The 13,157-nt window shown below is 68.8% G+C and carries 15 protein-coding genes and 2 pseudogenes; 10 read left to right on the forward strand and 7 right to left on the reverse strand.

What is annotated here, in order from left to right; translation table 11 throughout:
- The 5 genes and pseudogenes from G6027_RS18835 to G6027_RS11220 form a co-directional block, all read left to right on the forward strand.
- Positions 1 to 417 (forward strand): annotated as a pseudogene (locus tag G6027_RS18835) (branched-chain amino acid ABC transporter permease); the annotation flags it as partial.
- A 1-nt stretch (position 418) separates the two neighbouring features.
- Entirely contained in the window at positions 419 to 727 is a 309-nt protein-coding gene (locus tag G6027_RS18840) for an AzlD domain-containing protein (protein WP_346995700.1), read from the forward strand.
- A gap of 173 nt (positions 728 to 900) precedes the next feature.
- Positions 901 to 1,785 (forward strand): alpha/beta hydrolase, encoded by an 885-nt coding sequence (locus G6027_RS11210; RefSeq protein ID WP_182637255.1) that lies wholly within the window; start codon positions 901 to 903, stop codon positions 1,783 to 1,785.
- 131 nt (positions 1,786 to 1,916) lie between these two features.
- Positions 1,917 to 2,099, forward strand: coding sequence for a hypothetical protein (locus G6027_RS11215; protein WP_182637256.1), 183 nt, complete (start codon positions 1,917 to 1,919; stop codon positions 2,097 to 2,099).
- A 71-nt stretch (positions 2,100 to 2,170) separates the two neighbouring features.
- Complete coding sequence (locus tag G6027_RS11220; protein WP_182637257.1) at positions 2,171 to 2,716, forward strand: hypothetical protein; 546 nt, start codon at positions 2,171 to 2,173, stop codon at positions 2,714 to 2,716.
- Positions 2,717 to 2,976: 260 nt separating this feature from the next.
- Here the strand turns inward: G6027_RS11220 and ccsB are convergent, their stop codons facing one another.
- Positions 2,977 to 3,990, reverse strand: coding sequence for a c-type cytochrome biogenesis protein CcsB (ccsB, locus tag G6027_RS11225; RefSeq protein WP_182637258.1), 1,014 nt, complete (start codon positions 3,988 to 3,990; stop codon positions 2,977 to 2,979).
- Positions 3,987 to 5,678, reverse strand: a complete 1,692-nt coding sequence (locus G6027_RS11230) for a cytochrome c biogenesis protein ResB (protein WP_182637259.1) — start codon at positions 5,676 to 5,678, stop codon at positions 3,987 to 3,989. The genes ccsB and G6027_RS11230 overlap by 4 nt, the downstream gene beginning before the upstream one ends.
- Before the next feature lie 188 nt (positions 5,679 to 5,866).
- Here G6027_RS11230 and G6027_RS11235 point away from each other — a divergent pair, with 188 nt between their 5' ends.
- A complete protein-coding gene (locus tag G6027_RS11235; RefSeq protein WP_182637269.1) occupies positions 5,867 to 6,367 on the forward strand; it encodes an SRPBCC family protein in 501 nt (166 codons plus the stop codon).
- Here the strand turns inward: G6027_RS11235 and G6027_RS11240 are convergent.
- Positions 6,324 to 7,001, reverse strand: coding sequence for a TetR/AcrR family transcriptional regulator (locus tag G6027_RS11240; RefSeq protein ID WP_182637260.1), 678 nt, complete (start codon positions 6,999 to 7,001; stop codon positions 6,324 to 6,326). The two genes, G6027_RS11235 and G6027_RS11240, sit on opposite strands and share 44 nt — an antisense overlap.
- A 93-nt stretch (positions 7,002 to 7,094) precedes the next feature.
- Here G6027_RS11240 and G6027_RS11245 point away from each other — a divergent pair, with 93 nt between their 5' ends.
- Together G6027_RS11245 and G6027_RS11250 are read left to right on the forward strand one after the other, a co-directional pair.
- Positions 7,095 to 8,096, forward strand: a complete 1,002-nt coding sequence (locus G6027_RS11245; protein WP_182637261.1) for a Rieske 2Fe-2S domain-containing protein — start codon at positions 7,095 to 7,097, stop codon at positions 8,094 to 8,096.
- A gap of 8 nt (positions 8,097 to 8,104) precedes the next feature.
- On the forward strand, positions 8,105 to 9,196 hold the full coding sequence (locus G6027_RS11250) for a dihydrodipicolinate reductase (RefSeq protein WP_182637262.1): 1,092 nt from the start codon (positions 8,105 to 8,107) through the stop codon (positions 9,194 to 9,196).
- A 63-nt stretch (positions 9,197 to 9,259) separates the two neighbouring features.
- On the opposite strand, the gene cynS is transcribed toward G6027_RS11250, so the two are convergent.
- Both cynS and G6027_RS11260 read right to left on the reverse strand, forming a co-directional pair.
- The gene (gene cynS / locus G6027_RS11255) at positions 9,260 to 9,709 is read right to left on the reverse strand and encodes a cyanase (protein WP_182637263.1); all 450 of its coding nucleotides are present in this window, start codon (positions 9,707 to 9,709) and stop codon (positions 9,260 to 9,262) included.
- Positions 9,710 to 9,753: 44 nt separating this feature from the next.
- Positions 9,754 to 10,611 carry a formate/nitrite transporter family protein gene (locus G6027_RS11260; protein WP_182637264.1) on the reverse strand — a complete coding sequence of 286 codons (858 nt, stop codon included), beginning with the start codon at positions 10,609 to 10,611 and terminating at the stop codon, positions 9,754 to 9,756.
- A gap of 211 nt (positions 10,612 to 10,822) precedes the next feature.
- Here G6027_RS11260 and G6027_RS11265 point away from each other — a divergent pair, with 211 nt between their 5' ends.
- Both G6027_RS11265 and G6027_RS11270 read left to right on the forward strand, forming a co-directional pair.
- Positions 10,823 to 11,824, forward strand: coding sequence for a hypothetical protein (locus G6027_RS11265; protein WP_182637265.1), 1,002 nt, complete (start codon positions 10,823 to 10,825; stop codon positions 11,822 to 11,824).
- Positions 11,814 to 11,993, forward strand: coding sequence for a hypothetical protein (locus G6027_RS11270; protein ID WP_182637266.1), 180 nt, complete (start codon positions 11,814 to 11,816; stop codon positions 11,991 to 11,993). Before G6027_RS11265 ends, G6027_RS11270 begins: the two co-directional genes overlap by 11 nt.
- Before the next feature lie 33 nt (positions 11,994 to 12,026).
- Here the strand turns inward: G6027_RS11270 and G6027_RS11275 are convergent, their stop codons facing one another.
- Positions 12,027 to 12,629 carry a hypothetical protein gene (locus G6027_RS11275; RefSeq protein WP_182637267.1) on the reverse strand — a complete coding sequence of 201 codons (603 nt, stop codon included), beginning with the start codon at positions 12,627 to 12,629 and terminating at the stop codon, positions 12,027 to 12,029.
- 59 nt (positions 12,630 to 12,688) lie between these two features.
- Positions 12,689 to 13,157, reverse strand: a pseudogene (locus G6027_RS18430) (hypothetical protein); the annotation flags it as partial.

Here is a 13,157-nt window from a genome sequence, read left to right on the forward strand (position 1 = left end):
GGCTTCTCCGCGTCCGCGTTTCTGCCCGGGCAGCGCGTCCCCCGGCTGTTCTCGGCACACCTGATCAACGACGAGAGCGTCGCCTTCGCCATGGCCCAACCGCACCCGGCGCGGCGCCTCCCCGCGTTCCGCGCGGTCGGGGTCGCCATCCTGATCGCGTGGCCCCTCGGCGCAGCAATCGGCGTCCTCGTCGGATACGTTCTGCCCGACCCCGGCCGTCTGGGACTGGATGCGGCGTTCCCTGCTGTCTTTGTCGCGATCCTCCTCGGCAGCGTCACCCGTCGCACAGCTATCCCTGCCGCTGCCGGCGCGACCCTCGCCGCGGCTGCCACCCCGTTCGTGGCCGCCGGAGTGGCCCCCATCCTGGGCCTGGTCGGCCTGCTCACAGCTGTGCGACGGCGGGGACACCGTGTCTGATGTGAGTCTCGTCCTCGCAGTCCTCGCCCTCGCTGCCGGCACCTACGCCGCCAGACTGGGCGGGGTCCATTTCGGAGGGTCGCGCCTCTCCCTGCAGCTCCAACGATGGGGCGACCCCGCGGTGATCGTGCTGATCGCCGGTGTCGCCGCTACCGCGACCCTCTACGACGGGCAGGCGTTCGCCGGGTGGGCTCGCATCGCCGGCGTGACCACGGCTGCGGGCCTGGCTGCGATGCGCGCGCCGCTGGTCGTGGTGGTCGTCGCAGCAGCCGGGGTGGCCGCCACTCTGAGAACGCTCGGGATCCACTAGACCGGCAGGCCTCGTCGTCGTCCTCACGCTCGGACTCACAGCCGACGAACACTGTCGATCCGACCGCTCCGAACCGCCCCGGCCGATCCGCTCCCGGGGCGCCAGCAGCGTCATAGGGTTCGAGTACCCCTCGCGCGCACCCCTCGCGCGCTCCCCTTGAGAGAGACTCCGCCATGACAACGCAGACCATCGACGTCCCCCACCTGGGCGGATCCACCATCGGTTACGCATTCGCCCGGCAGTTCGACCCCGCCCTGCCCACGCTGGTGATGATCAATTCGTTCACCACCTCGGTCGAGCTGTACCGGCCGCAATTCGCCAACGAGGAACTCGCCTCGCGGATGAACCTGTTGGCGATCGAGCCCTACGGCCACGGGGAGACCCGCGCGCGGTACCGGCACTTCACCTACTGGGACAGCGCGATCGCCAACCTGCAGGTGCTCGACGCCCTGGGGATCTCCAAGGCGTTTGCGCTCGGCACGTCTCAGGGCGGATGGATCGCCACCCGCATGGCGTTGCTCAATCCCGGCACGGTCGAGGGCATCGTCATCTGCGGCACCTCCATGGATTACGAGAGCTCGGCCAGCATGGAACGCGGCTGCTGGAACGGCTCCGAGTTCTGCAGCCCTGCAATCGAGGCACTCGCCGAGCCCGTCGGCGAGGACTGGGTGGTGGACGACGACTTCGTGGTGGCGGTGCTCGGTGCCGGCCTCGGGGAGAACGTCTCCGACGCCGAGCGGGACTTCTGGATCCAGACCTACCGCACCAACTATCGCGGAGACGAGGGCCGGCGGCGCCTGCGCACCAGCTCCATCAACCTCCGCGACCGCGACGGCCTGGAGGCACGGCTGAGCGACGTGCACTGCCCTGTGCTCTGGCTGCAGGGCACCGCCGACCAGGTGTACTCGGTGGCCAACGCCGAGGACGGCATCGCCCGGTTCACCGGCTCACTGTCCGCCACGCTGCAGATCGTCGAGGGCGGCCAGCACTTCCTCACCGCCTCCGACCCCGAGGTCGCCGACGCGGCCACCCTCGCCTTTGTGGAGCAGTGGTCCTGAGGGACGGCTGCGCATCCGGGCCCGAGTGGAGCAGACGGATCGTGCTGCTGCGGGAGCTCGTAGCGGTCGTACTCGTCCTGCACAACCCACACCCACGTCGGCCTCCCTCCCGCTCAGGACCACCACTTCCCGTGGTCGCACTCACCGAGACACTGGTCGCGAACACCGAGGCGATCCCCCGCAATTCCCGCGGTAGCTACGACCACCGCGCGTGGGCCGAGATGCCGCAGCAGAGTGAACTCGGTGGGCGAGAGTGCAACCGGCCGGCCCGCCTTGTGGACCTCGAGATTGTCCCCGCTGGCAGTTGGCTGTGAGCCGTTCCCGTGTGCTGGTCTCTGCCGTCGAAGGCTGGCCTGAGCGCGCCGGAACGGGGCATCATGGCGGTATGACCAAGCCGTCCAATACCCCTGCGATCGCCTCCGCCACCGGCCGGTCGTGGGACGAGTGGGTCGAGATGCTCGAACAGGCCGGCGCGCGGGAGATGGCGCATTCGGCGATCGCGAAGGCTGCGCTGGAGATGATGCCGGAGTCGGTCGAGCGCGCCGAGTGGTGGGCCCAGGGCACGGCCATCGCCTTCGAGCAGCACGCCGGACTGCGGGTTCCGGGCCAGTCCTGCACAGGCGACTTCCAGTTGTCGACCTCGCGGACCGTCACCGGGGACATGGACGCGGCGCTGCAGGCATGGGTGGACCTCGCCGGAGACCGCGAGGAGTTCGGCGGCGTCGAGGTCGAGGCCCCCGCGGCCACCTCGAGCAGCGAGAAGTGGCGCTACTGGCGGGTCCCACTGGCCGACGGCACGCGTGTCGCCCTGAACTTCAGCGACAAGAAGAACGGCAAGTCCTCGGTGGGGCTGACGCACACCAAGCTCGACTCGGCCGAGGCGATCGACTACTGGAAGCCCGTCTGGAAGGACCTGCTCGCGCAGCTCTGACCGGTCGCCGCCGGGAACTTGGTCGTCTCCACTGCGGTGTCGTCGCGAGTTTTCCGCAGCAGCAACGACCAAGTTCGCAGCGAGTAGGGCGGCTGCAGGGACAGCGGGCCCAGTTGGTCGACAGAATGCGCGAGTATCCGGGCGAGGCGCTGCGAGATGTCGACTTATCGCAGCGTGACGGCTACCAACCGCAGCAGATCGGAGCAGGCGGGACAGGCCGGGGCGGGCCGGGGCGCCAAACGCGGCGGGGCGGAGCGGGGTCAGTTCAGGCCCGCGTAGGAGTGCAGGCCCGAGACCACGATGTTGATGAAGAACAGGTTGAACACCAGCACCGAGAACCCGGCGATGTTGATCCACGCCGCCTTCTTGGGGCCCCAACCGCTGGTCGCGCGGGCGTGCAGGTACCCGGCGTAGAGCACCCAGGAGATGAAGGACGCCGTCTCCTTGGGATCCCAGCCCCAGAAGCGGCCCCACGCGCTCTCCGCCCAGACCGCCCCGAGCAGGATGCCCACGCCGAAGATCGGGAAGCCGATCACCGTGGTGCGGTACGCCAGACGATCCAGGGTCTCGGCGGAGGGCAGCGGCCGGGTCAGGGGCGCACCCCAGCCCTTCTCCTGGCCCTGCGGCTGCCAGACGCGCAGCAGGTACATGATCGAGACCACGCCGGGGATGAGCAGGATCCCCGAGCCCAGCGCGATGATCGACACGTGGATCGGCAGCCAGTAGGACCGCAGTGCGGGCACCACGGGCGCGGCGTCGGAGTACAGGTGCGTGCCGCCGACGAACAGCAGCACCAACACCGGCACCAGCATGAACGGCCACACCACCTGCAACGCGGGCTTGCGCAGCAGGATGAGTCCCGCACCCATGGCCAGCAGCGTGGTGCCCAGGATGAACTCGTACATGTTCCCCCACGGGAACCGGTCCGTGGCCAGCCCGCGCAGCACCAGGGAGGCGGCCTGGAAGACGAACCCGACGATCACGAACAGGTGCGCGATCCGCGCCCAGCGCATGCTGCCCGCCGAGGCCCTGTTCTCGTCACCGGTGTCGGTCAGCGAGGTCGACTCGGTCAACCCGGACTCGGTCAGTCCCGGCCCGCCGGCGCCCACCAGTTCGCGGTCGGAGACCTTGGCCACGCGGAACCCCGCGTAGTAGATCAGCGAGGCGATCAGCGCCAGGAAATAAATGCCGAACGAAGTGCGGAACGCCAGGTCGCTGTAGGTCGAGAGCGTCTCGTCGATGGGCAGGCCCTGAGCGAGTAGCAGAGTGTTCACCGGGTGTCGTCCTTCCGCGGAGCGTCGCCGGCGGTGCCGCGACTGGTTGCAGTGTGTCCCGAGTCGGTCTCTTCGGGCAAGACGGGTGTGACGGCCGCCGCTGCGACGAGCCGGTCACGGAGGTCGTCGAACTCCGAGCCCCAGCCCATCCGGTCCGTCCGGGCGAGGCCTCCCAGGTCGACACGGGTCACCTCGTCGTCGTCGACCGTCACGCGCGCCCAGATCCGGCGGCGCCGCACCATCAGGCTCAGCACCAGCCCGCCCATCATCACCGCGGCGGCCACGCCGACCCAGATCTGGGTGGGGTCCTCGGAGACCTGGATGTTGATGAACTCCTCGGCGCCGTCGAACCGGACCTCAGTGCCGTCGGGCAGGGTGGTGGATTCGCCGGGGAAGAGGTTGACGCGCGCCTGCCGCTCGAGGGCGCCGGTCTCGATGAGGTCCGAGTCCAGCGAGAAGACCGACTGCGGGCGCCCGGTGTCGAGGCCGGCGTCGCCCTGGTAGACGTCGATCGCCACCGCCGGGTCGTCCATCCGCGGGAAGCGCGAACTCAGGATGGTGCCGTCGAACGACGCCGTGGGCGCGAACAGCCCCTGCACGGCGATCTGCTGCGTGCGCCGCTCCATCAGGTCCGGGTACATGCCGGCCGGCGGGTCGAAGCGCATGATGCCCGACGACAAGAACGTCTGAAGCTCGGTGGGCTGCCAGTGCTGGGTGTCCGTCCGGGTCTCGCCGTTGGGAAACGTGACCGTGAACGTGGGCGCGAAGCCGTGGCCCTGCAGGTAGACGCGGGTCGAGCCGACGCGCAGCGGGTGGTTGACCCGCATCTCGTACGGCTCCCACGTCTGCGGATCGGTGGTCGCGACCTCCTCGGTGAACCGCACGTTGGAGGTGAACATCTCGGCCTGGCCGTTGGGCAGGTAGTCGGCGCGGAAGTCCTCGATCTTGATGCAGAACTGCTCGAGATCGGTGCCGTCGACCAGGATTCCCGCGCGGAACGTGTCATATGCGCTGGGGGTCGTGTTGCAGAAGGCCGGCGACTCGGCGTTGGCGATGATCACCCGCATGCCCTCGGCGTAGACGAACTTGCCGGCCGCGAACGTGATCAGCAGGGCCAGCAGGGCGAAGTGGAAGACGATGTTGCCCACCTCGCGCGTGTAGCCGCGCTCGGAGGAGAGCTCGATGGTGCCGGGGACGCGGCCGTCGCCGTCGTTCCGCCGCACCCGCCAGCCCTTGAGCTGGGCTTTGACCTGGTCGGCGGCCTGCTCGGGCGTGACCGTGGTGCGGTACGCGGCGTGGTGGGGCAGCCGCGAGAGATTTCGGGGCGTGAGCGGCGGGGGCGTGCGCAACTGCCTGACCAGCTCGAAGCAGCGCGGGGTGAGGCAGCCGATCAGCGAGATGAACAGCAGGACGTAGATGGCGGTGAACCACCAGCTGGAGAACACGTCGAACAGCTGCAGGCGGTCGTAGAACTCGCCCAGCCAGCCGCTCTCGGCGATGTAGTCGTTGACGTTGCCCTCGTTGAGGCTGCGCTGGGGCAGGAGCGCGCCCGGGATCGCCGCCACGGCGAGCAGGAACAACAGGATCAACGCCGTGCGCATGGCGGTGAGGGTGCGCCATGAGTTGCGCAGGAAAGCGGTCACGCCTGCCAGCGAGGAGCGGGCGGCGGCGGTTCTGGGCTCTGACATGGGGTCCATCTGCGGTTCGCGGCGCGCCGACCTGTCGCGGCGCCGATTTCGACCCAGGCTAGTCGGGGGCTCCTGAGCGGTTTCTGTGAGGGCTCGACCCGCCTGACCGACCCACTGGGCGAGAACGTGTTCTACCCTCGGGGCCATGGACCTCCAGGGGTCAGACGAGAGGAGCGGCGATGCCGACCATGCACCCCTGCGAGCCGGTGGACGTCGACTACACCGACACCGCCCGGTTCCGCTTCACCAACAGCGTGGCGATCCCCGCCTCGCCGCGGCAGTTGTTCGAGATCTTCGTCGACGCCGACTCGTGGCCGCGCTGGGCGGGCGTGATCACCAAGGTGGTCTGGACCAGCGAACCCCCGTACGGCGTGGGCACCACCCGCACAGTCCACATGCTCGGCGGCCTGGTCGGCGAGGAGGAGTTCCTGGCGTGGGAGCCGGAGCGCCGGATGGCATTCCGGTTCAACGCCAGCTCCACCAAGGGGATCCACGCCTTCGCGGAGGCCTACGACATCGAGCCCACCGAGGGCGGTTGCCGACTCACGTGGACTCTGGCGATGCACGGCACCGCGGCGACCAACCTGTCGATCTCCGTGGTCCGGCCGGTGATGAACCTGCTGTTCCGCCGCTTCCTCACGCGGCTCAGCGCCCTGGCGGCCGAGAGGTACCCGAGCGCGACGGGGTGACGGCGTCCGGGCTCGTCAACAGCAGTCGCAGCCGCCGCGTCATGTCGTCGACCAGCGCCTCCGGATCCTCGGCGCGCTCCGAGGCCACCCACTCGGACAACCAGACCTGGAGGGCGGAGATCGCCATCCCCGCCGCGATGCGCGGATCGAGGCCGGCCAGCTCCCCCCGGTCCGCCGCGGCCTGCATCCCGGCGGCGATCACCTCCAGACCCGAACTCCACACCGTGCGCTGGATACCGTGGGCGCCCTCCACGCTGCTCGCCCATCCCCCACCGGCCCGGAGGTTCATCTCGAGATAGGCGGGGTGCGCCGCCAGGAAGAGGAAGACCCGACGCAGGCCGGTGAGCAGGCGCTCGAGCCCCGACTCCCCGGCGTCGGCCTCGCGGACGTCCTCCAGCAGGGCGTCCATCCGCGTGCGGTGCAGGGCGTCCCAGATCTCCGCCTTGCCGGAGAAGGACTTGTACACGGTGGCCAGTGACAGCCCGGCGGTGGCCGCGATCGCGTTCATCGGCGTGGCGGTGAACCCGGCCTTCCCGAACTCGCGCTCCGCAGCGTGGAGGATCTGCTGCCGGTAGCCGTGGAGCTTGTCCTCACGGGCGCCGGTCCTCGTCGTCGTACTCCTTGTGGCCTCCACACCCCGATGCTACCTTCGCAGAATCGCCATTCTGTTTTCCACAGACGGCGGTTGACACCCCGTGCTCGTGCGAGCAGAGAATGGAGTCCGGCGATGCCGAAGCCCCCGCTCCCGATGAGGCCGACCGGCTGGTTCCAGGTGGCGTGGTCCGCAGAGGTCCCGGTCGGACACGTCCATCGGGTCGCGGCGTTCGGGGAGGACCTGGTGGCCTGGCGGAGCCGATCCGGCCGCGTCACCGTCATGGACGCGTACTGCAAACACCTCGGCGCCCACCTCGGCCACGGCGGCACCGTCGTCGACGAGACCATCCAGTGCCCCTTTCACGGCTGGCAGTGGAATTCTGACGGGCGAAACACCGCCATCCCCTATGCGGATCGCCCGAACCTCGGCCGCAAGATCAGGACCTACCCGGTGATCGAGCGGAACGAGTCGATCTACATCTGGCACGACCTCGAGGGCCGGGATCCGTACTTCGACGTCCCCGATGTCTTCACCAGCTGGGACGACGGCACGCGCGCCGAGGACTACCACCCGTGCCACCCGCGGACCACGCTCGTCGAGGAGCGGCTGCACCTCCATCCGCAGTACGTCCTGGAGAACGGGGTCGACTTCGCGCATTTCGAGTTCGTCCACAAGGTGCCGATCATCCCGGTCTTCACCAGACAGGACTTCGACGAGCCGATCTCCTACGTCGACTTCACCATCGCGTTCGAGGGCGCGCCGGGGTCGATCGAGGAGGTCGACAGCGGGGTCGAGGCCATCAACGGCGGGCTGGGGGTCGCCGTCACCCGGAGCCACGGCATGGTCGACAACCGCACGGCGACCTGCGTCACCCCCGTCGACGACGAGACCTGCGACGTCCGGTTCTCGGTCTGGATCCGTCGGCGACCGGACCTGGACGACGACGAGTCCGCCGAGCGCGCCGCCAGACACGGCCGCGGCGTGATCGAGCAGTTCGAGGCCGACCTCGCCATCTGGAGACACCAGAAGTACTCCGACCCCGCCGCGCTCGCTCCCGGCGAATACGAGGGGTTCACCGCGCTGCGGACATGGGCCACCCAGTTCTATCCCGATCATCCACTCCCCGGAAGGTGACACCTCAGATGACCAGCAGAACCAGTAGGCCCGCCCGCGTGTTCCAGGTCGCCACCGGCAACGTCGGCAGCGAGATGATCGGGCGGATCGGCGCCCACCCGGACCTCGAGCTCGTGGGCGTCCACTGCTACACACCCGAGAAAGTCGGTCGGGACGTGGGCGAGCTCGCCGGCATCGCGCCCATCGGGATCCTCGCGACCGGCACCGTCGAGGAGATCGTCGCGGCCCGGCCGGACGTCGTCACGTTCCACGGTGTCTTCCCCGACGAGGACCTCTACCTGCAGGTCCTCGAGGCCGGCATCAACATCGTCACGACCGCCGACTGGATCACCGGCCACCACCGCGACCTCAACCATCCGCATCCGTCCGGCCGGTCGTGGCGGGCGATCCTGGACGAGGCCGCGAAGGCCGGCGGCGCGACCTTCTACGGAACCGGCATGAACCCGGGCCTCAACCAGATCCTCGGCCTCGTCGCCTCGGCCGATGTGGCCGACATCGAGCACGTCACCACCATCGAATCCGTCGACGTCTCCTGCCACCATTCCGCCGACACCTGGACGGAGGTCGGCTACGGCAGGCCCGTCGACGACCCCGAGCTGCCGGGGATGCTGCGCAAGTACACCGAGGTGTTCGCGGACTCGGTGTACATGATGGCCGACGCGTTCGACCTCGAGCTGGACGAGGTGGTGTTCGACTGCGAGCTGGGCGCCTGCACCGAGGACGTGGACCTGGGCTGGTACCAGCTACCCAAGGGCTCCCTCGGCGGGAGTTACATCAAGTACCTGGGGATGGTCGACGGGGTCTCGCGGATCGAGACCCACCTGGAATGGCAGATGACGCCACTCACCGAGCCCAAGTGGGACATCAAGGGGTGCTACATCACGATGATCAAGGGCGATCCGCAGATCTACAACAAGCACATGATCTTCCCCGCCCCCGGCGTCGACCTCTCCGATCCCGAGGACTTCGCATCCATCGGCATGACCGTGACCGGGCTGCCCGCGCTCAACTCCATCAGGTCGGTCATCGCCGCGCCCGCCGGGGTCGTGACCAGCGCCGATCTGCCACTACGGACGTTCGCCGGCAGGTTCGCGAGGTAGCGGGTTCCCGGGCGCTCGCGGCGGCCCGGTTGTCTTCTCGGCGGCGTGCCCGGCGGCGGGCGGTCACCAGCGGTAGTCGAGGAACTTCCCGTCCAGGGTGATCACCACGCGGTCTCCGTCGGGGTCCGGGCGCCTGGCGAAGTCGACGGTGAAGTTGATCGCGCTCATGATCCCGTCGCCGAACTCCTCGTGGATGAGTGCCTTGAGCGCAGGCCCGTACACCGACAGCGCCTCGGTGAACCGGTAGATCGTCGGGTCCGCCAACACCTCCGGCGGCGTCCCGCGGCTCGGTTGCAGGGCGAGGCTCTCCGCCACGGCCTCGTCCAGCCCGAGGAGATCGCACACCGACCGCGCCTGCTCCACTGTCATCGGGTGTTGACCGAGCAGGGCCGCGGTGGTCCACACCAGCGGTGCGCCCAGGTGATCGGCCAATTCTGCCCAGGTGCGTCCTTGACGGATGCGGGCGGAGTCCACGTGTGCGGCGGCGTCGTGCTTGGACATGATGGGGGTCATCGGCGTTCCTCTCGGTTGGGGTCGTGCGGTGCCCGGCGGGTCGCTCAGACCGCGGCGGACTCGCGCTCCGACTCGGGCTCGGCCGGCTCCTCCGGCAGCGGCCGCTGCGCCTTGGTGCGGGCGTGGGTGACGTAGAGGGTCAGGCCCACAAAGCAGAGCCCGCCGACGAGGTTGCCGATGACGGTGGGGATCTCGTTCCACACCAGGTAGTCGGCCAGCGAGAACTCGCCGCCGAGCATCAGGCCGGTCGGGAACAGGAACATGTTGACCACCGAGTGCTCGAATCCCATGTAGAAGAACAGCATCACGGGCATCCACATAGTCAGTGCCTTGCCGCTCACGCTGGTCGACATCATCGCGGCCACTACGCCCGTCGAGACCATCCAGTTGCACAGCACGCCGCGGAAGAACAGGGTCAGCATCCCGGCCGCCCCGTGCTCGGCGTACCCCAGGGTCCTGGACTCGCCGATCTCGCCGAGACGCTGGCCCACCTCGTCCGGGGCGACGTTGAATCCGTAGGTGGTGATGAAGGCGATGAGGAACGCCACGGTGAGGGCGCCGGCGAAGTTGCCCAGGAAGACCAGGCCCCAGTTCCGGAGCATCCCCCGGACCGTGACCCCCTTGCGTTTGTCCAACAGGGCCAGCGGGACGAGCGTGAACACTCCGGTCAGCAGATCGAAGCCCAGCAGGTACAGCAGGATGAAGCCGACGGGGAAGAGAACCGCCCCGAGGAGCGCGCTGCCGGTCTGCACCGTGACGGTGATGGCGAACGCGGCGGCCAGGCCCAGGATGGCGCCCGCCATGAAGCTCCGGATGAGCGTGTCTCGGGTGGACATGCGGACCTTGCTCGCTCCGGCGTCGATCATCGCTCGGGTGAAGTCCGTGGGTTGAACGTAGGACACTTCGTTGCCTCCAGCTGTGCGGCGGGCGTGCGGGCGTACCGGAGTGAGTGTGACCGTGCTTTGTGACGCGGTCGTTACTCCGGACGGCACAGCGGTAACCGAGCCCTCACCTCGCGTCGGCCGCGCGGTGAGGTGCGAGTTCGGCCAGTGGTGGAACCGAACGGGGCGTCGGGCCGTCAGACACTGTGACGGCGCGTGAGAAGGGATCGGTGTGGGGTACACGATCGGCCAGGTCAGACGGTGGGATGCCGGTGGCGTGACGACGGCGAGGTCTGCTGTCGCCGAGCGGGAGGCACTTACTGGCGAGGCACGGACGGCCCTCGCTGCCGGGCGCTCCGCGCTGGACGGCGGCTGGGACGGCGTTGCGGCCGATGCGGTGCTGGACGCCGCCGAGGGCGAGAAGGTGCACGTCACCAAGCTCGCGGACGGGCTCCGGGATCTGGCTGACACCCTGTCGCGGGCCGCCGCCGCGGTGGGGCCGGCGGTGCAGGCGGTTCGTGATCGGATCGGCGAGGCCGAAGCCGCCGGGCTCGTGGTGGGCGAGGACTCCGTGGGGCCGGCTCCCGGTCGTGACGAGATCACCCAGGATGTCGTCGACGGCCATGTCGAGGCGCTCGGCCAGGTGTTGGCCACCGTCGGGTCGTTGGATCAGCACTACGGCCGGGAGATCGACGCTATCGCCGGGATGATGCATCGGGCCATTCCGCCGGAGGTGGACAGGGTCCCTATCCCGGGGCCGGATGCGGTCGTTCTGGGAACTGCCATCACCGCGGGTACCGGGGCCGTCAGAGAAGGGGCGCCTGCTCTCGCGGACGAGCACGACCCGGAGACCAGGGGCAGGCACAAGGCTGATCCGATGCCCGATGAAGCCGGTCGTCGCAGCGCCGGCCTGCTCCGGGGGCTCGGCCGGTTCGCCGGGCCCGTGGGCGGGGGGTTCACGGCGTACGAGGGGGTCACGGGGTATGCCAGCGGAGAGACCACTGCTGGCGAGGCGATTCTCAAGACGGGCGGGGCTCTCGGCGGCGGAATGGCCGGCGGGGCTCTTGCCGGGGCAGCAGCGGGGTCGTTTCTCGGACCCGTAGGCACGTTCATCGGGGCAGGAATCGGCGCCGGGGTCGGCGCATGGGCGGGACAGGAAGCCGGCGGAGCGGTGCACGACGCTATGTACGACAACGCCGGCCCAGATGCGGAAGGAACCGAGGATGGCAACTGAGCCTGACGAATACCCGGTCGAGGAAGGCGATCCGCCGTTCTCACGCTGGGCGGACATCAAGCAGCGTTTCGTGGCGAGTTTGTGGCATGACATACAGAACCGGACGCAGTTCCTCTTGGGGGTCGCACTGTTCATCGTCGGCCTGGTCTGGGCGGCGTTCTTCGAGTAGTGCTTGTCTCATGAGGTCTCGACGCCAATCCCGCTAATTGAGTGCTTCCTGACATTCCTCATGCGTGGACTGCTCAAGACACTCCATCCACTTCACCTGGTCGTCAACCCATGGGTGGCGGGGTTCTTGCCCGACGTTCAGCACCCAGCGGTAGTTGTCGCAGGCGATGGCGTTTCCGTGAGCGTCAGTTGCAGTGCGTCCGATGTCTGCCCCGATGCACTGGTCACCGATATCCGGGCCGGCCCGGCGGAGGCTCTCTTCAACTATGGGGTTCGGTGCCAAGGACGGGTCCCGTGACCACGCCGCGCCATCGGTGTACTGCAGCCGGGCGCAAAACGCGGTGGCACCGTCGGCGAAGGCGGCGAGCGCTCCACGAGGGCCACATGCCACACCCTCGTTGACGATCGCGGCCGCTGGCGACGTCTGCGTGTAGGGCTCGGAGTGCGCGGTGGTGGTCTCGGCGGAGCTCGGCGTGGCGCCAGCGGATGCGGTCGTTGGCGTTACAGGGCTCGGAATTGCGGTCCCGGTGGGTAATGCCGGGACCTCTTCGGTCGGCGAGCCTCCGCACGCGGCCGCCAGCAGCACAACAGCGGTCGCCATCGTTGCCTGTTTCAGGCGCAGCGCGAGGTCCTTCATGTACTCAGTATCAACAACGTAGGTGGAGGACGAATCCCTTCTGCTGTTTCATCGCGGGGCTATTCCACTGCTGTGCCGCCTCCGGCATTTCGCCGTCCGACGACTCGGCCGACATAGGCGGCATCCTGCGGCGGCTCCTGCTCAGCAGCGGCAACATCGGGCGGCGGCGTACGCCCCAGAACCGCGGGGGCGACCTTGACCGGTTCCCCGATGATCTCCGAGGTGTTGGTGGCATTGGTCAGGTAGCCGGCCGGCGTGTGACCGCGTCGGCCCTCGTTCTGTCCGGTCCCTGCCGCGCCCATCATGCCCATCGGCATCATCCCTGCACGGCTGGCCTGTGAACCGCCATTTGACGACGACGAGAACGCCCCCGCGGGTGAGTTTGCGGGTCCCGAACCCGCCGCCACGCCGCCGCCCCCCGGGGCCCCTGCCGTCGGTCCGCCCACCCCGAAGCCACCTGGGCTCCCGAACCCCGCCAGTGTTCCTGCGCCACCCATCCTCGCCGCCCCGGCTCCTGCTCCTGCCGCC

It is taken from the genome of Dietzia sp. SLG310A2-38A2 (assembly GCF_014145095.1).
Lineage (GTDB): Bacteria > Actinomycetota > Actinomycetes > Mycobacteriales > Mycobacteriaceae > Dietzia.